This is a genomic window from Thioalkalivibrio sp. ALE23 (assembly GCF_000378545.1).
In the GTDB taxonomy this organism is placed as follows: domain Bacteria; phylum Pseudomonadota; class Gammaproteobacteria; order Ectothiorhodospirales; family Ectothiorhodospiraceae; genus Thioalkalivibrio.
The window spans coordinates 213644-230101 of record NZ_KB900033.1 but is presented as its reverse complement, the minus strand read 5'-3'; the positions used below and the strand labels follow the sequence as shown (position 1 = coordinate 230101).

Below are 16458 nucleotides of genomic sequence, written 5' to 3'. Positions count from 1 at the left end.
GCGTCATGGCACAGCAAACCGACATCCTGAGCCAGGACGAGATCGACGCGCTGCTGCACGGCGTCGATGCCGGTGACGTCGAGACCGAGGAGGAAGAGTTCCCCAGCGACGGTCAGGCGCGCGAGTTCAATTTCGCCACCCAGGACCGGATCGTGCGCGGGCGCATGCCCACGCTCGAGATGATCAACGAGCGTTTTGCGCGGCATCTGCGCGTGCGACTGTTCAACATGCTGCGGCGTTCGGCCGAGATCTCGGTCAGCGGCACCCGGCTGACCAAGTTTTCCGAGTACATGCACTCGCTGTTCGTGCCCACCAGCCTGAACCTGGTGCGTGCGCATCCGCTGCACGGCACCGGGCTGTTCGTGTTCGACCCCAAGCTGGTGTTCATCCTGGTGGACAACTTCTTCGGCGGCGACGGGCGCTTCTATACCCGCATCGAGGGCCGTGACTTCACCCCGATGGAGATGCGGGTGGTGCACAGCATCCTCGAGGGCGCGTTTGAGGACATGACCAAGGCCTGGGAACCGGTCATGGACATCGACTTCGAGTTCCTCAACTCCGAGGTCAATCCCCAGTTCGCGAACATCGTGAGTCCCACCGAGATCGTGGTGATCAACGAATTCCACATCGAACTGGATGGCGGCGGCGGCAATCTCCACGTGACGCTGCCGTATTCAATGATCGAACCGATCCGCGAGCAGCTGGATACCGGTATCCAGTCGGATCGCTCCGATGTCGATCAGCGCTGGATGAATGCCCTGCGGGAAGAGGTGCAGGACGCGGACGTGGAGATCGCCTCGGTGCTCACCGAGGCGGAGGTCACCGTGCAGGAACTGCTGGACATCAAGCCGGGCGACATCATCCCGGTCGACATTCCCGAAGAGGTCACTCTGAAGGTCGAGGATATCCCGCTGCTGCGCGGCAAGTTCGGGGTCTCGAACGGCCAGAACGCGATCAAGATCAACGGTCGCGCACAACGATAGGCAAGAGGACAGGACGATGGCAGACGACGACAAGCGTCCGGATCAGGAAACCGAACAGGGCGACGGCGAGGAATCGGTGGATCAGGATGCCCTGGCCGATGAATGGGCCGCGGCCCTGGCGGAGCAGGATGACAGCTCCGAGGCCGAGGCGGAGGACCCCGACGCGCTGCTGGCCCAGGCGCAGTCCAATTCGCACGAGAGCGATGCGGCCAACGCCGCCTCCACTGGCACCGGCGGCCGCAGCAAGGCGGCTGCCGGGGGCGAGCGGGAACGCAAGCACAAGCCGGATCCGAATGCGCAGCCGCTGGAACCGGATGAACTCACCGATTCCGGGGGCGGCGAAGAAGAAGACGTGAATCTGGACATGGTGCTGGACGTGCCGGTGACCATCTCCATGGAGATCGGCCGCACCCGCATCCCGATTCGTAACCTGCTCCAGCTCAACCAGGGTTCGGTGGTGGAACTGGAACGCCTGGCCGGGGAGCCGCTGGACGTGCTGGTCAACGGGACCCTGATCGCGCACGGCGAGGTCGTGGTGGTGAACGAGAAATTCGGGATCCGCCTGACCGACGTGATCAGCCCCAGCGAACGCATCCGGAAGCTGAAATAGTCATGTGCTCGCGTGTTCTTTCCGGATCGCTCTGGCTGCTGGCGCTGCTGCCGGCCGGCGCCCTGGCCGACGAGGACGGCGGCGCAATGAACGCCGCGGCCTACCTGACGCAGCTGATTGGCGGGCTGATGATCGTGATCGTGGCGATCGTGGTGCTGGCCTGGGTGCTCCGGCGCACCCAGGGGAGCGTGGGCCACGGTCGGCAGATGATCGATGTCCAGTCGGTCCGCTCGGTGGGTGCCCGTGAACGGCTGATGCTGGTTCGCGTGGGTGATGAACAGGTGCTGATCGGCGTGGCGCCCTCGGGGATCCGGACGCTGCACACCATGGAGACGCCGGTCGAGGTGCCCGCCGGCGGCGAAGGCCCCGATTTTTCCGGCGTGCTCAAACGCGCGGTACGTTCGCGCCGCGCCGGCGGGGGAGGTCAGGAGTCGTGAGTCTGCGGAGCTATTTCCCCTGGCTGCTGCTGGGGCTGTGGCTGCTGCCCGGCCTGGCCGGCGCTCAGGTGGGGCAGGGCATCGAGGCGGTGACCATCACCACGGACGAGGATGGCGGCGAGACCTGGTCGGTGACCCTGCAGATCCTCGTGCTGATGACGCTGCTGACCCTGCTGCCGGCAGCGCTGATCATGATGACCGCCTTCACCCGGATCCTGATCGTGCTGGCGATCCTGCGCCAGGGCCTGGGCACGTCCCAGACACCGTCCAACCAGATCCTGATCGGGCTGGCGTTCTTTCTCACGCTGTTCGTGATGGCGCCGGTGTTCGAAGAGATCCACGAGGTGGCGGTGGAGCCCTACCTGGCCGAGGAGATCGGCACCGAAGAGGCCCTGGAAACGGGTATCCAGCCGCTGCGGGGTTTCATGCTGGAGCAGACCCGCGAAAGCGATCTGCGCATGTTCGCGGAGATCAACGGCATCGACGGCTTCGAGGATCCGGACGACATCCCGCTGTCGCTGCTGGTGCCGTCGTTCGTGACCAGTGAGCTGAAGACGGCGTTCCAGATCGGCTTCCTGATCCTGATCCCGTTCCTGATCATCGATCTGGTGGTGGCCTCGGTGCTGATGTCGATGGGCATGGTGATGCTGTCGCCGCTGATCATCTCGCTGCCGTTCAAGGTGATGCTGTTCGTGCTGGTGGACGGCTGGGCCCTGCTGATGAACACGTTGGCAACCAGCTTTTTTGTTTAGGAGAGGCGGATGACACCCGAAACGGTTGTGGATATCGGGCGCGAGACGCTGATGGTGGTTGTGCTGCTGGCGGCGCCGCCGCTGCTGACGGCGCTGGCCGTGGGCCTTGCGATCGGCATGCTGCAGGCGGCGACCCAGATCCAGGAAATGACCCTGTCATTCATTCCCAAGCTGCTGGCGATGTTCGCCGCGCTGCTGATCAGTGGACACTGGATGCTGTCGCTGGTGATCGAGTTCACCGAGCGCCTGTACGAGAACGCGCCGGGGATGGTGGGCTAGGGGGCCTCGTGGAGATCACCACCGACCAGATGCTGGTGTGGGTGGCCGCCGTGATGTGGCCGCTGGCCCGGATTGGCGCGATGCTGGTGGTCATGCCGATCTTCGGCGGCGACCAGCTGAACGCGCGCATGCGCATGGGCCTGGCGCTGGTGCTGGCGGTGGTGGTGGCGATGCAGGAGCCCACCCTGCCCGAGGTGGATCCGATCAGCCTGGAGGGGGCGATCGTGACTCTGCATCAGGTCCTGATCGGCCTGACCATGGGTTTCATCCTGCAGCTGGTGTTCTCCGCAATGACGCAGGCGGGGGAGGTAGTGGCCCTGTCGATGGGGCTGGGCTTCGCCTCGGTCATGGATCCGGCGCAGGGCATTCAGGTACCGGTGATCTCCACGGTGTTCGTGACCATGGCGACGCTGATCTTTCTCGCCCTGAACGGCCACCTGATCCTGTTCGAACTGCTGCTGGCGAGCTTCGAGACCATGCCGGTCGCGCCGTCCGGACTGGATGCGGAGGCCTTCATGCAGGTGGCGCTGTTCGGCCAGACGATGTTTGCCGGGGCGGTGCTGGTGGCGCTGCCCGCAGTCGCCTCGCTGCTGGTGGTGAACATCTCCATGGGGGTCATCACGCGGGCCTCCCCTCAGCTCAACATCTTCGCCGTCGGGTTCCCGATGATGATCCTGATGGGCTTCGTCCTCCTGCTGCTGATCCTGCCCGGGCTGCCCGAGCGCGTGGGCGAGCTGGCCATGGAAGGTTTCGGACTGATGCAGGTCCTGCTGGGGTTCTGACATGGCCGAGAACGAGAACGGACAGGAAAAAACCGAAGAGCCGACCCAGAAACGGCTCCGCGAGGCGCGCGAGAAGGGTCAGGTCCCGCGCTCGCGGGAGTTGTCGACCTTTCTGGTGCTGATCACCGCCGGGATCTTCATGCTGTTTTTCGGCCCGACCCTGGGTGGGCAACTGGCCAACCAGACCCGGGCCCGTCTGGACTTCGAGCCGGAGCTGGCCCATGACCCGGATCTGTTGCTGCCCTATCTGGCGGATCAGATCTTCCAGACGCTGATGGCGCTGCTGCCGCTGTTCGGGATCCTGATGGTGGCGGCCGTGATGGCGCCCATCCTGATCGGCGGCGCCAATTTCTCCTGGCAGGCGGCGGCGCCCAAGGCGTCGAAGCTGAACCCGATCAAGGGCCTGCAGCGGATCTTTTCCTGGCAGGGGCTGATGGAGTTCGGCAAGACCCTCGCCAAGTTCACGCTGGTCGGCACGGTCGCGATGCTGACCCTGTGGACGTTCTCCGACCGTCTGCTGGGGCTGGGCTACGAGCCACTGCACCAGGGTGTGTCGCATGCGGCCCAGATCGCGCTCGGCACCTTCATCGCGGTGTCGGCGGCGCTGATCATCGTCGCGGCGATCGACGCGCCGTTCCAGATGTGGAATCACCAGAAGCAGCTGCGGATGACGCGGCAGGAGCTCAAGGACGAGTACAAGGAGACCGACGGCAAGCCCGAGGTCAAGCAGAAGATCCGCCAGCAACAGCAGGAAATGGCCCAGCGCCGGATGATGGAAGAGGTGCCGAAGGCCGACGTGGTGATCACCAACCCCACGCACTATGCCGTGGCGATCGTCTACGAGGCCTCGAAGATGTCGGCGCCGAAGGTGGTGGCCAAGGGCGTCGACGAGGTGGCTGGGAATATCCGCGAGATCGCCGACGAGCACGACATCATCCGGGTCGAGGCACCGAAGGTGGCGCGCGCACTCTATTTCACCACCGACCTGGACCGGGAGATTCCCGACGGCCTGTTCGTCGCGGTGGCGCGCATCCTCGCCTACGTGTATCAGCTCAAGCGGGCCGACCAGGGCGTGGACATGCCGGGCGATCTGCCGGTGCCGGACGAATATCTCGATCCCCACCAGGGACGCCACGGCCGGCGCCGGGAGGATGACGCATGAGCTTCCTCGATCGCCTGAGCGGCATGGGCCGCTGGGGTCTGGGCGCCCCGCTGCTGCTGATCGCGATGCTGTCGATGATGGTGCTGCCGCTGCCGCCGGTGGCGCTGGACGTGCTGTTCACCTTCAACATCGCGCTGTCGCTGGTGGTGATCATGGTCGCGGTGTACACCCCGCGGCCGCTGGAATTCGCGGTGTTTCCCACAGTGCTGCTGGTGGCCACGCTCCTGCGTCTGGCGCTGAACATCGCCTCTACCCGGGTGATCCTGCTGGAAGGGCACACCGGGACGGACGCGGCCGGGCAGGTCATCCAGGCCTTCGGCGATTTCGTGGTCGGCGGCAACTACGCGGTCGGCCTGGTGGTGTTCGCGATCCTGATCATCATCAACTTCGTGGTGGTGACCAAGGGGGCGGGGCGCGTGTCGGAGGTCAGCGCCCGCTTTACCCTGGATTCGATGCCGGGCAAGCAGATGGCGATCGACGCCGACCTCAATGCCGGGCTTCTGACTCAGGAAGAGGCGCGCCGGCGGCGTGACGAGATCGCCCAGGAGGCCGATTTCTACGGTTCCATGGACGGGGCCTCGAAGTTCGTGCGCGGCGACGCCATCGCCGGGATCCTGATCTTGTTCGTGAACATCATCGGCGGACTGACCATCGGTGCCCTGCAGCACGGGATGTCGATCGGCGATGCCGCCACCAACTATGTGTTGCTGACCATTGGCGACGGGCTGGTCGCGCAGATCCCGTCGCTGGTGCTGTCCTCGGCCACGGCCATCATCGTGACGCGGGTGTCCACCACCCAGGACATGGGCCAGCAGGTGGTCGGGCAGATGTTCTCCAACCCGCGCGTGATGTACGTGGTCGGCGGGGTGATCGCATCGCTGGGCATGGTGCCGGGGATGCCCAATGCGGTGTTCCTCGGCCTGGCCTCGCTGGCCGCCGGGGGTGGCTATCTGATGTCGCGCCAGCGTCGCGAGGAGGCGGCCGAGGTGGAGCGTCTGCCGGAGGCCGAGCAGGAACCCTCGCCGGAGAACCGCGAGCTGTCCTGGGAAGACGTGCCGCCGGTGGACCTGGTGTCGCTGGAGGTCGGCTACCGCCTGATCCCGCTGGTGGACCGGACCCAGGACGGGCAGCTGATGGGGCGGATCAAGGGTGTGCGCCGCAAGCTGTCGCAGGAGCTGGGCTTCCTGCTGCAGCCGGTGCATATCCGCGACAACCTCGAACTGAGTCCGAACACCTACCGCATCGCCCTGCTGGGCGTGACCGTCGCCGAGGCCGAGGTTTTCCCGGACAAGGAGCTGGCGATCAACCCGGGCGAGGTCTTCGGCGAGGTACCGGGGACGCCGACCAAGGATCCGACGTTCAACCTGGATGCCCTGTGGATCGACCCGGAAAACCGCGAACAGGCGCAGGGGGCGGGGTACACCGTGGTGGACGTGTCCACGGTGATCGCGACCCATCTGTCGCAGGTGTTCCGCGAAAACGCGCACCGGCTGATCGGCCACGAGGAGGCCCAGCACCTGCTGGACCAGCTGGCGCAGCGTTCGCCCAAGCTGGTGGAAAACCTGGTGCCGAAGACGCTGTCGCTGAGCGTGATCCTGAAGGTGCTGCAGAACCTGCTGGCCGAACAGGTCTCCATCCGCGATCTGCGCACGATCGCCGAAACCCTGGCAGAGGAGGGTGCCAAGAGTCAGGATCCCGGCACTTTGACCGCCGCAGTGCGGGTCGCCCTGTCGCGCTCCATCGTTCAGGACCTGGTGGGACCGGAGGAGGAACTGCCCCTGATCGCCCTCGACCCCTCGTTGGAACAGCTCTTGCATAAGTCTCTGCAGGGCAGCAATGGCGACACCGTCGGACTGGAGCCGGGCCTGGCCGAACGCCTGCAACGATCGGTGGGCGAGGCCGCCCAGCGTCAGGAGGCGGCGGGACAGCCGGCGGTGCTGGTGGTGGCCCCGGAAATCCGCTCCTGGATCGCCGGATGGCTGCGGGGCGCGGTGCGCAACCTGACCGTGCTCGCGTTCACCGAGATCCCGGACAACCGGCGGATCCGGGTGGTGGCCACGGTGGGACAGGATGAAGCAGACAAGAAGTCGGCGTGATGTGCGAACGGGCATGGCCTGAAGCACCAGTCAACGATCGGCGGGAGAGCGAACGATGAATGTCAGACGATACCGGGCACGGGACATGCGCGACGCGATGCGCCAGGTCCGCGAGGAGCAGGGCGAGGACGCCGTGATCCTGTCCAGCCGCCGGGTCGACGGCTGGCTGGAGGTGGTCGCGGCCCTCGATGGCGGCGAGGAGCCCGCCGGAACGGCGGAGGGTGACGGCCGGGGTGCCCCGCGGCAGGACGACGCCGGCGGCGAGGCACGCTCCGCCCGGGAATCGGCGCGCCAGGGTGTGCGCGATGAACCGGCGCCACGTGGTGAGCACTCGCGCGCGCCGGAGCCCGCGGCGGCTTCCGCCGGCGGGGGATCGGCTGCCGGGTCCCGGCAGCGGCCGGCCCCGCAATGGCCCACCGACCCCGAGGTGTCCGCGATGCGTCAGGAACTGCGGGATCTGCGCAGTCTGCTGACGCGGCAGTACGAAGAGAACGAGCAGGCCCGCTGGGCGGCGCGGCATCCACTGGCGGCCGAATGCAAGGCGCGGCTGATGGATCTGGGCTTCCGCGAGCCGCTGGCGCGCAGCCTGGCCGGCAGCATCCTCGACGATCACAGCTCGGAGGAGGCATGGGAGCGCCTGCGGGCACGCCTGTCGGGTGCCATCGTCACCGCGCGCGCCTCCATCCTCGACGAGGGCGGGGTGCTCGCGCTGGAGGGACCGACCGGGGTCGGCAAGACCACCACCATTGCCCGGATTGCACTGCGCCAGATCCGCCGCATGGGGCCGGATTCGGTCACCCTGGTCACCATGGACGCCCAGCGCATCGGCGCGACGCGGCAGTTGCAGGCCTTCGGCCAGATGGCGGGAACCGCGGTGCGTGTGGTGGAGACGGAGGCCGAGCTGCGCGAGATGGCGCGGCGCTCGGCGGGCAGCGGGCACCTGATCCTGGTGGATACCGCCGGACAGTCGCCGCGTACCGCCCCGCGCGAACCCCTGCTGACGGACATGCCCGCCGACGTGCGCGCGGAGACCTGGCTGGTGATCGCGGCCACCACCCAGGGCATGGCCCTGCGCCGGGTGCTGGAGGCATTCGCCCCCACCGAACCCTCGGCCCTGGTGCTGACCAAGCTGGACGAGGCGGAACAGCTGGGCGAGGTGCTTTCGGTACTGCTGGACCAGCCGCTGGGTGTTGCGTTCATGAGCGACGGCCAGCGCATCGCCGAGGACTTCCATCGCGTGGATACCGGACATCTGACCCGCCTGGCGCTGCAGGAGGAACCCGAGCACGGGGCGGCCGATGCCTGGGTCGACGAGGCGATGCAGGCCTGGCGGCGGCGCCAGGCGACGGAACGCGAGGCGCGGCGACCGCGATCCGCGGACGAGCCGGCCGCGGGCGAGGAGCCCGCCCCGCTGGAAATGATTCAACCGGTGCTGAAGGGACGTCATGTCACACAACACTAAGCCCCTGAAGGTGGTCGCGGTGGCCTCGGGCAAGGGCGGGGTCGGCAAGACCAATGTCTCGGTCAACCTGTCGGTCGGACTGGCCCGTCTGGGACGCGAGGTCATGCTGTTCGATGCGGACCTGGGGCTCGCGAACGTCGATGTACTGCTGGGCCTGCGTCCGCAGCGGACGCTGCACGACCTGGTGACCGGGGACGTCGAGGATCTGGAAGACGTGATCATCGAGGGCCCGGAGGGAATCCGCGTGGTGCCTTCCGCGTCCGGGATCGCGACCATGGCCAACCTGAGCCGGCCGGAACATCACGGCCTGATCCAGGCCTTCAGCATGTATACACGACCGCTGGACGTGCTGGTGGTGGATACCGCCGCCGGGTTGCAGGAGTCGGTGACCAGTTTCTGTCAGGCCGTGCAGGAGACCCTGGTGGTGGTCACCGACGAGCCGGCATCGATGACCGACGCCTATGCGCTGATCAAGGTCCTGCATCGGGATCATGGCGTGAACCGGTTCCGCGTGGTCGCGAACATGGTGCAGGGCCGTGCCGGCGCGGAACGGGTGATGCAGAAGCTGCAGGCGGTTTGTTCCACCTATCTGCCGGAGGTCATACTGGATCTGGTGGGCGTGATCCCGCTGGATGATGCCCTGCGCCAGGCGGTGCAGAAACGGGCGCCGGTGGTGCAGCAGTCTCCGGGCAGCCCGGCGGGACGGGCGTTCCTCGAGCTCGCGCGCAAGGTCGACGGCTGGCCGGTGGCCCGCGGCGCCAGCGGGGGGGTTGGATTCTTCGTCGAGAGGATGCTGCAAAGCGCATGAACACGCCAAAGAACAGACTTTCGGGATACGCCCGTGCGGGGACCGGCGGACCGGACCAGCTGGTCGCGGACCACGTCGAGCTGGTGAATCGGATCGCCCATCACCTGATGGCCCGGCTGCCGGCCTCGGTGCAGGTGGATGACCTGGTGCAGGCGGGCATGGTGGGGCTGATCGAGGCCGCGCGGCAGTTCGAAGGCGGGCAGGGGGCGACCTTCGCCACCTACGCCGGGATCCGCATCCGCGGGGCGATGATCGACGAGCTGCGTCGCAGCGACTGGACGCCGCGCTCGGTGCACCGCAACAGCCGGCGGATCTCCGAGGCGATGCAGACGGTGGAGGCCCGCGAGGGCCGCGCCGCCCGCGCCCCGGAGATCGCCGAGGAGCTGGGCGTCCCGGTGGAAACCTACTACCAGATGCTGGATGATCACGCCGGTGCCCATCTGTTCGCGCTGGACGAGGTGGGCGGCCCGGAGGGCGAGGCGGATCGCGTGCTGGAAGGGCAGGAGCAGTCCCCGTCGCGGCGCATCGAGGCCGGGGAGTTCCGCGAGGAACTGGCCGGCGCACTGGGCGATCTGCCCGAGCGTGAACGACTGGTGCTCAACCTGTACTACACCGAAGAACTCAACCTGCGCGAGATCGGTGCCGTGCTGGACGTGACCGAATCGCGCGTCAGCCAGATCCGCAGCCAGGCGGTGCACCGTCTGCGGGCGCGTCTGGGCTCGTGGCTCGAAGACGTCGAGTCCCTGCAGATATTCTAAGGTTCAAACACATTCCCGGAGCGAACTGTGGACAAGGGTATGAAAATCCTGATCGTGGACGACTTCTCCACGATGCGGCGCATCATCAAGAATCTCCTGCGGGATCTTGGCTTCAACAACACCATGGAGGCCGACGACGGGAGCACCGCCCTGCCGATGCTGCAGAACGGCGACTTCGATTTTCTGATCACCGACTGGAACATGCCCAACATGCCGGGCATCGACCTCCTGCGCGAGGTACGCAAGGACGAGCGGCTGAAATCGTTGCCGGTGCTGATGGTCACGGCGGAAGCCAAACGCGATCAGATCGTGGAGGCGGCAGAGGCCGGCGTGAACGGTTACATTGTGAAGCCCTTCACGGCCGAGACACTCAAGGAGAAGATCGAAAAGATCTTCGAACGTATTGAAGCTCAAGGCTGAATACCGCGACCGGCTGACACGGCAAGAGAGACCCGATGACCGAACAAGAGAATGCCTCCGGGGATGACCGGCTCGCGCTGGCGCGGGAGCTGGTGGGCGCTCTGGAAGGCGGTGACGAGGAGGCTTCGCGCCGCCTGATCCAGGAGCTCGCGCGGCCTTATGAACGCGAACTGTTCGACGAACTGGGCAAGCTGACCCGCGAACTGCACGAGGCACTGGAGAGCTTCCGGGGCGATTCGCGTCTGGTCGAGCTGGCGCAGGACGAGATTCCGGATGCGCGCGAGCGTCTGAGTTACGTGGTGACCCAGACCGAACAGGCCACGCACGAAACCCTGAATGCGGTGGAATCGTCCCTGCCGATTGCCGAGGCATTCGCCGGGCGTGCCGCGGAACTCACCGAAAAATGGACCCGGTTCCGCAACCGCGAACTGTCGGTGGAGGAATTCCGCGAGTTCGCGCGCGAACTCGATGCATTTTTCGAACAGACCGGCAAGGACACCGAGGAACTGCGCCGGTTGCTGTCACAGGTCCTGATGGCACAGAGCTACCAGGATCTCACCGGGCAGGTGATCCGGCGGGTCATCCGTCTGGTCACGGATCTGGAGGAAAACCTGGTCTCGCTGATCCGCCTGTCTTCCGGGCGCCTGGAGAAGGATGCCCGGTCGGCGGCCGAAAAGGCCCCGGAGGCGGAACGAACCGCACGCGAGGAGGACCGCCGCGGGCATGGACCCGCGGTGCCCCACACTCAAGATTCCGGCACGGATGTCGTTCAAGGACAGGACGAGGTGGACGATCTGCTGTCGAGCCTGGGGTTCTAGGGTCCGTCCCGGGATCCCCTTGCACCGGCAGCCATCTGCCGACGATTCGAGTCACCGGAACGGAGAGACCGCATGGCCATCGACCCCAACGACGAAATCCTCCAGGACTTCCTGATCGAGGCGGGGGAGCTGCTGGAAGGCCTGAACGAACAGCTGATCGACCTGGAACAGCATCCGGACGATACCGATCTGCTGAATGCGGTCTTCCGCAGTTTCCATACCATCAAGGGCGGGGCCGGTTTTCTCGGGCTCGACCCGCTGGTGACGGTGTGCCACAACGCCGAAGACGTCTTCAACCTGTTGCGCAATCACGAGCGCCAGGTGGACGGCCAGCTCATGGACACCATGCTGCGGGTGCTGGACACCCTCAACGTGATGTTCGGCGAGCTGCGCGACGGCCAGGAGCCGACGCCGGCGCCCGAAGATCTGGTCGACACCCTGCGACGCATGGCCCGCAACGAAACGGTCCCCGTCGGCGGCGGGGACGAAGCCGCCCCGGTCGCGGAAGAAACGCCGGACGCGGCCCCGGCCGGGGAGGCAGCGCCGGCGACGGCCGACGACTGGCCGTCGGAGGCGCTGGAGGAAGCGGCCGAGTCGCCGTCCGCGCCGGAGCCGGCAGCGGATGACGCGCCGGGCGATGACGAAGTCCGCGTGGGTGCCGGGGACGAGATCACCGACGACGAGTTCGAGGCCCTGCTGGACAGCCTGCACGGAGACCAGCCACCGAAGCCGGTGGATCCGGGCACGGCAGCGGAGTCGGCCCCGGAGGTCGCGGCCGCGGATGGCGGTGACGCGGGTGGTGGCGACGACGAGATCACCGACGATGAGTTCGAGAGCCTGCTTGACGAACTGCAGGCGAAAGGCGCTGGTCCACCGACAGCCCCGGCCGAACCGGCCGAGCCGGGCCCGTCCGCCGCCGCGGCGGGCGGCACCGGAGATGCGGACACCGGGCCCGCCGCAGAACCGGCGGCAGCCTCGCCCGGGGACATGGCCGGGAAGGAAAAGGAACAGAAAGCGGAAAGTTCCGGTCCTGCGCCCGCCTCCGGCGGTGCGCGCGGCGGCGCTTCCGGCGGTGGCGGCGCCGGCGGGAGTACCGGGGGCGGCGGCCAGGGCGGCGGTGGACACCAGGGCGAAACCTCGGTGCGCGTGGATACCGAGCGGCTCGACGAGATCATGAATCTTGTGGGCGAGCTGGTCCTGGTGCGCAACCGGCTCAGCATGCTGCGCTCCGAGCACGTGGACGATGAACTGGGCAAGGCGATCAGTTCGCTGGCGCTGGTGACCTCGGATCTCCAGGCGTCGGTGATGAAGACCCGCATGCAGCCGGTGAAGAAGGTCTTCAATCGCTTTCCGCGCGTGATTCGTGATCTGTCGCGTAACCTGGGCAAGGAAATCGATCTGGAGATCTTTGGCGAGGAGACCGACCTCGACAAGAACCTGGTCGAGGCCCTGTCGGACCCGATGGTGCATCTGGTGCGCAATGCGGTGGACCACGGGATCGAGATGCCCGACGAGCGCGAGGCGGCCGGCAAGCCGCGACGCGGCACGGTGGTCCTCGGGGCCGCCCAGGAGGGCGACCATATCGCCCTGATCATCAAGGACGACGGACGCGGCATGGATCCGGAGGCCCTGCGCCGCAAGGCGGTGGAAAAGGAGCTGATGGAGCCCGCGATGGCCGAGCGCATGACCGACCGCGAGGCCTTCAACGTGATCTTCATGGCCGGCTTTTCGACCAAGGCCGAGATCTCGGATGTCTCCGGCCGGGGCGTGGGCATGGACGTGGTCAAGACCAGCCTGAACCAGCTCAACGGCACCGTGGAGATCGATTCGGAGGTGGGCGTCGGCACCACGCTGCGGGTAAAGCTGCCGCTGACCCTGGCGATCCTGCCGGCGCTGATGGTGATCCTGGGCGAACGGCGTTTCGCGATCCCGCTGGCGGCGGTTTCCGAGATCCTCGACCTGGACCTCACCCAGACCCATTACGTGGACGAGCAGGAAGTCATCGTGGTGCGCAACCAGACCCTGCCGATCCATTATCTGTCGCGCTGGGCGAAGCCCGGCGTGGAACCACAACCCCGCGAGAACGCCCATGTGGTCGTGGTCCATGCGGCCGACCGCAAGGTCGGCCTGGTAGTGGATGGTCTGGTGGGGCAGGAAGAGGTTGTCATCAAGCCCCTGGGCCAGAATCTTCAGGGGGTCAAGGGCCTGGCGGGGGCGACCATTACCGGCGATGGTGGCATTGCACTCATTCTGGATGTCTCGGACCTGGTCACCCTGCTGGTGAATCAGGTACCGGGCATCGGGCGCGCGCGCCGGGCCGCCCGACGAGCTGAGGGCTGAGGATGCCGGTCAAGGTTCTGGTGGTGGATGATTCCGGGTTTTTCCGACGCCGGATTGCGGAGATCCTGAACGCGGATATCGGGATCGAGGTCGTGGGTACGGCCGAGGATGGCCAGAAGGCGGTCGACGCCGTGAAGGAACTGGACCCGGATGTCGTGACCATGGACATCGAGATGCCGGTGATGGACGGCATCACGGCGGTCCGCAAGATCATGGCCGACCATCCGCGACCGATCCTGATGTTCTCCAGCCTGACCACCGAGGGTGCCCAGGCGACCCTGGATGCGCTGGAGGCCGGGGCGGTCGACTTTCTGCCCAAACGCTTCTCCGACATGGCCGGGGACGAAGACAGTGCGCGTGCCCTGCTGCGCCGGCGGGTCCGCAGTCTGGCGCGCAGCCGCGCGCGTTCCTCCAGTGCGCCGGGAGGGGACCGGCCGAAAACCGAGGCACCCGTGTCGGAACGCCGGCAGGCTGCGGACCGCAAGGCGAGCGAAACCGCGCGCGAGACGCCCAAGCCGCCGGTGGCCCGTCCGCCGGCACCGCTCAGTTCCCTGCGCGCGGTGCTGATCGGGACCTCCACCGGCGGGCCGGTGGCGTTGCAGGAGGTGCTCAAGCACCTGCCGGCGAACTTCCCGCTCCCGGTGGTGCTGGTCCAGCACATGCCGGCAAGCTTCACCCCGGCGTTTGCCGAGCGGCTGGACGCGATCTGCCCGATCCGCATCAAGCAGGCGGTGGACGGCGACTTCCTGCGCCCGGGCACGGCTCTGCTGGCCCCCGGTGGCCAGCAGCTGACGCTGGAACGCGGTTCCCAGACCCGCGTGCGGGTGACCGAGAGTCCGGCGGGCACCATCTACAAGCCGAGTGTGGACGCGGCCTTCGAATCGGCCGTCGATGCGCTGCGCGGCCAGGTCCTGGCCATCATCCTGACCGGCATGGGGGCGGACGGCCGCGAGGGCGTGCGCGCGCTGAAGGGTTGCGGGGCCCTGGTGTGGTCGCAGGATGCGGCGACCTCGGTGGTGTACGGCATGCCGGCGGCGGTCGCCGAGGCCGGATTGACGGACCACGTGTATCCGTTGCCGGAGATTGGACCGGCCCTGGTCAAGGGGTTCTGCTGACATGGATATCCTGAGCCTCATCGGGATTCTCCTGGGGCTCGTTGCGGTGCTGGGCGGAAGCATCGCCAAGGGAAGCGGGATCGGCGCGCTGTGGAATGCCGCGGCGTTCATCATCGTGGTGCTGGGCACCCTCGGCGCGACCCTGGTGCAGGCGCGTCTGGGGGTCTTCACGCACGGCATGAAGATGCTGCCGTGGGTCTTTCGTCCGCCGGCGATCGACAACGCGGCGATGATTCGGCGCGTGGTGGAATGGTCGAACATCGCCCGCAAGGAAGGACTACTCGGACTGGAGAGCGTGGCCGAAGAGGAACGCGACCCGTTCGCCCGCAAGGGGCTGCAGCTGCTGGTGGACGGAACCGAGCCGCAGGTGATCCGGCAGATCCTGGAATCCGACGTGGACAACCGCGAGGCCTTCGATCTGCAGGGCGCCAGGGTCTTCGAGAGCATGGGGGTGTATGCGCCCACGCTCGGCATCGTGGGCGCGGTCATGGGGCTGATGGCCGTGATGCAGAACCTGACCGATCCGGATCGTCTGGGCGCCGGGATCGCGGCCGCGTTCGTGGCCACGGTCTACGGGATCGCTTCGGCGAATCTGCTGTTCCTGCCGGTGGCGAACAAGCTGAAGGCGCTGGTGCAGGAACGCTCCCGTCACCAGGAGATGCTGATGGAGGGTCTGATCGCGATCGCGGAGGGGGAGAATCCCCGCAACATCGAGAGCAAGCTCGGCGGCTACGTGCACGGGTAGGACGGACATGGCCCGGCGCAAACGTCAGGAGGAGGAAGCCAACCACGAAGCCTGGGCGATCCCCTATGGCGATCTGGTGACGTTGCTGCTCGCGTTTTTCGTGGTGATGTATGCGATCTCCTCGGTCGACGAGGGCAAGTACCGGGTGCTGTCCGATTCGCTGGTGGAAGCCTTCGGGACCCCGGGGCAGCTGGAGCCGATCCAGGTCGGCGATCCCGGCGTGGTCGCGCCACCGTCGGACGCGGACGTACCGCGTACGCTGGCACCCATCGACATCCGGCCGGGGTTGCTGGACGACGGCCCGCAAGCGCTGGACCGGGCGGCCTCGGGTCTGTTCGAGGAGCGCGGTGACGAAGACCTGCAGGGCCTGCTGGACGAGATCGCCGAGGTGGCCGCCGAGATCGAATCGGCGATGGCACCGATGATCGAGGACGGGCAGGTGGACGTGACGCGGGACACCTACTGGCTGGAGATCGAGATCACCAGCCAGTTGCTGTTCCCCAGCGGCGAGGCCACCCTGAACCCGGATGCGGAGCCCGTGCTGGAAGATATCGCGGGGGTGCTGGCGCCGCGCGCGGCGCGCATTCACGTCGAGGGGCATACCGATAATGTCCCGATCACCACGGAGGTCTATCCTTCCAACTGGGAACTGTCCGCCGCGCGGGCGGCCACAGTGGTCAGGATGTTCGAACAGCAGGGCATGGACCCGGCCGACATGGTGGCGCTGGGGCACGGGGAACACCGACCCGTGGCCGACAACGAGACCGCGGCCGGGCGGGCGGAAAACCGCCGGGTGGCGATCGTGGTGCTGCCCGGGGCCCCCCCGCGCGAGGACGGACAACGGGAACCGGAACAGCTGCGTGACGAATTGCCGTCGCCTTAGCCACGAGA

At 66.9% G+C, this 16458-nt stretch carries 17 protein-coding genes; all 17 read left to right on the top strand.

Annotation, left to right across the window (positions count from 1 at the left end; genetic code table 11):
* Window positions 1-5 precede the first annotated feature (5 nt).
* The 17 genes from fliM to motD all read left to right on the top strand — a co-directional run bounded on the left by fliM (window position 6) and on the right by motD (window position 16450).
* Complete coding sequence (fliM, locus tag F573_RS0107845; protein ID WP_018869484.1) at window positions 6-983, top strand: flagellar motor switch protein FliM; 978 nt, start codon at window positions 6-8, stop codon at window positions 981-983.
* A gap of 16 nt (window positions 984-999) precedes the next feature.
* Window positions 1000-1593 carry a flagellar motor switch protein FliN gene (gene fliN, locus F573_RS0107840; protein WP_019022109.1) on the top strand — a complete coding sequence of 198 codons (594 nt, stop codon included), beginning with the start codon at window positions 1000-1002 and terminating at the stop codon, window positions 1591-1593.
* 2 nt (window positions 1594-1595) lie between these two features.
* Complete coding sequence (gene fliO / locus F573_RS0107835) at window positions 1596-2030, top strand: flagellar biosynthetic protein FliO (RefSeq protein WP_019022108.1); 435 nt, start codon at window positions 1596-1598, stop codon at window positions 2028-2030.
* Window positions 2027-2782 (top strand): flagellar type III secretion system pore protein FliP, encoded by a 756-nt coding sequence (fliP, locus tag F573_RS0107830; RefSeq protein WP_018869481.1) that lies wholly within the window; start codon window positions 2027-2029, stop codon window positions 2780-2782. The genes fliO and fliP overlap by 4 nt, the downstream gene beginning before the upstream one ends.
* A 9-nt stretch (window positions 2783-2791) precedes the next feature.
* On the top strand, window positions 2792-3061 hold the full coding sequence (gene fliQ / locus F573_RS0107825) for a flagellar biosynthesis protein FliQ (protein WP_018869480.1): 270 nt from the start codon (window positions 2792-2794) through the stop codon (window positions 3059-3061).
* A gap of 29 nt (window positions 3062-3090) precedes the next feature.
* Window positions 3091-3843 (top strand): flagellar biosynthetic protein FliR, encoded by a 753-nt coding sequence (gene fliR, locus F573_RS0107820; RefSeq protein WP_369773216.1) that lies wholly within the window; start codon window positions 3091-3093, stop codon window positions 3841-3843.
* 1 nt (window position 3844) lies between these two features.
* On the top strand, window positions 3845-5005 hold the full coding sequence (gene flhB, locus F573_RS0107815; protein ID WP_019022106.1) for a flagellar biosynthesis protein FlhB: 1161 nt from the start codon (window positions 3845-3847) through the stop codon (window positions 5003-5005).
* Window positions 5002-7101 (top strand): flagellar biosynthesis protein FlhA, encoded by a 2100-nt coding sequence (gene flhA, locus F573_RS0107810; protein WP_018869477.1) that lies wholly within the window; start codon window positions 5002-5004, stop codon window positions 7099-7101. The genes flhB and flhA overlap by 4 nt, the downstream gene beginning before the upstream one ends.
* Window positions 7102-7156: 55 nt before the next feature.
* Window positions 7157-8563 (top strand): flagellar biosynthesis protein FlhF, encoded by a 1407-nt coding sequence (gene flhF, locus F573_RS0107805; protein WP_081619212.1) that lies wholly within the window; start codon window positions 7157-7159, stop codon window positions 8561-8563.
* Window positions 8547-9371: a MinD/ParA family protein gene (locus tag F573_RS0107800; protein WP_019570004.1), complete on the top strand. Its 825-nt coding sequence runs from the start codon at window positions 8547-8549 to the stop codon at window positions 9369-9371. The genes flhF and F573_RS0107800 overlap by 17 nt, the downstream gene beginning before the upstream one ends.
* A complete protein-coding gene (locus tag F573_RS0107795; RefSeq protein ID WP_018945948.1) occupies window positions 9368-10129 on the top strand; it encodes an RNA polymerase sigma factor FliA in 762 nt (253 codons plus the stop codon). Before F573_RS0107800 ends, F573_RS0107795 begins: the two co-directional genes overlap by 4 nt.
* Before the next feature lie 39 nt (window positions 10130-10168).
* Window positions 10169-10549: a chemotaxis response regulator CheY gene (locus tag F573_RS0107790; RefSeq protein ID WP_018945949.1), complete on the top strand. Its 381-nt coding sequence runs from the start codon at window positions 10169-10171 to the stop codon at window positions 10547-10549.
* Window positions 10550-10584: 35 nt separating this feature from the next.
* The gene (locus F573_RS0107785) at window positions 10585-11367 is read left to right on the top strand and encodes a protein phosphatase CheZ (RefSeq protein WP_018869472.1); all 783 of its coding nucleotides are present in this window, start codon (window positions 10585-10587) and stop codon (window positions 11365-11367) included.
* Window positions 11368-11439: 72 nt separating this feature from the next.
* Complete coding sequence (locus F573_RS0107780) at window positions 11440-13707, top strand: chemotaxis protein CheA (protein WP_019022104.1); 2268 nt, start codon at window positions 11440-11442, stop codon at window positions 13705-13707.
* Window positions 13708-13709: 2 nt separating this feature from the next.
* Window positions 13710-14822, top strand: coding sequence for a chemotaxis response regulator protein-glutamate methylesterase (locus F573_RS0107775; protein ID WP_019022103.1), 1113 nt, complete (start codon window positions 13710-13712; stop codon window positions 14820-14822).
* A 1-nt stretch (window position 14823) separates the two neighbouring features.
* Complete coding sequence (locus tag F573_RS0107770) at window positions 14824-15567, top strand: flagellar motor protein (RefSeq protein ID WP_019022102.1); 744 nt, start codon at window positions 14824-14826, stop codon at window positions 15565-15567.
* A 7-nt stretch (window positions 15568-15574) separates the two neighbouring features.
* On the top strand, window positions 15575-16450 hold the full coding sequence (gene motD / locus F573_RS0107765) for a flagellar motor protein MotD (RefSeq protein WP_019022101.1): 876 nt from the start codon (window positions 15575-15577) through the stop codon (window positions 16448-16450).
* The last annotated feature ends 8 nt before the right edge of the window (window positions 16451-16458 follow it).

Excerpts from the sequence above, each read along its gene's own strand:
- fliM (WP_018869484.1), top strand. The coding sequence starts at position 6 with ATGGCACAGCAAACCGACATCCTGAGCCAGGACGAGATCGACGCGCTG.
- fliN (WP_019022109.1), top strand. The coding sequence starts at position 1,000 with ATGGCAGACGACGACAAGCGTCCGGATCAGGAAACCGAACAGGGCGAC.
- fliO (WP_019022108.1), top strand. The coding sequence starts at position 1,596 with ATGTGCTCGCGTGTTCTTTCCGGATCGCTCTGGCTGCTGGCGCTGCTG.
- fliQ (WP_018869480.1), top strand. The coding sequence starts at position 2,792 with ATGACACCCGAAACGGTTGTGGATATCGGGCGCGAGACGCTGATGGTG.
- fliR (WP_369773216.1), top strand. The coding sequence starts at position 3,091 with ATGCTGGTGTGGGTGGCCGCCGTGATGTGGCCGCTGGCCCGGATTGGC.
- flhB (WP_019022106.1), top strand. The coding sequence starts at position 3,845 with ATGGCCGAGAACGAGAACGGACAGGAAAAAACCGAAGAGCCGACCCAG.
- flhA (WP_018869477.1), top strand. The coding sequence starts at position 5,002 with ATGAGCTTCCTCGATCGCCTGAGCGGCATGGGCCGCTGGGGTCTGGGC.
- flhF (WP_081619212.1), top strand. The coding sequence starts at position 7,157 with ATGAATGTCAGACGATACCGGGCACGGGACATGCGCGACGCGATGCGC.
- F573_RS0107800 (WP_019570004.1), top strand. The coding sequence starts at position 8,547 with ATGTCACACAACACTAAGCCCCTGAAGGTGGTCGCGGTGGCCTCGGGC.
- F573_RS0107795 (WP_018945948.1), top strand. The coding sequence starts at position 9,368 with ATGAACACGCCAAAGAACAGACTTTCGGGATACGCCCGTGCGGGGACC.
- F573_RS0107790 (WP_018945949.1), top strand. The coding sequence starts at position 10,169 with ATGAAAATCCTGATCGTGGACGACTTCTCCACGATGCGGCGCATCATC.
- F573_RS0107785 (WP_018869472.1), top strand. The coding sequence starts at position 10,585 with ATGACCGAACAAGAGAATGCCTCCGGGGATGACCGGCTCGCGCTGGCG.
- F573_RS0107780 (WP_019022104.1), top strand. The coding sequence starts at position 11,440 with ATGGCCATCGACCCCAACGACGAAATCCTCCAGGACTTCCTGATCGAG.
- F573_RS0107775 (WP_019022103.1), top strand. The coding sequence starts at position 13,710 with ATGCCGGTCAAGGTTCTGGTGGTGGATGATTCCGGGTTTTTCCGACGC.
- F573_RS0107770 (WP_019022102.1), top strand. The coding sequence starts at position 14,824 with ATGGATATCCTGAGCCTCATCGGGATTCTCCTGGGGCTCGTTGCGGTG.
- motD (WP_019022101.1), top strand. The coding sequence starts at position 15,575 with ATGGCCCGGCGCAAACGTCAGGAGGAGGAAGCCAACCACGAAGCCTGG.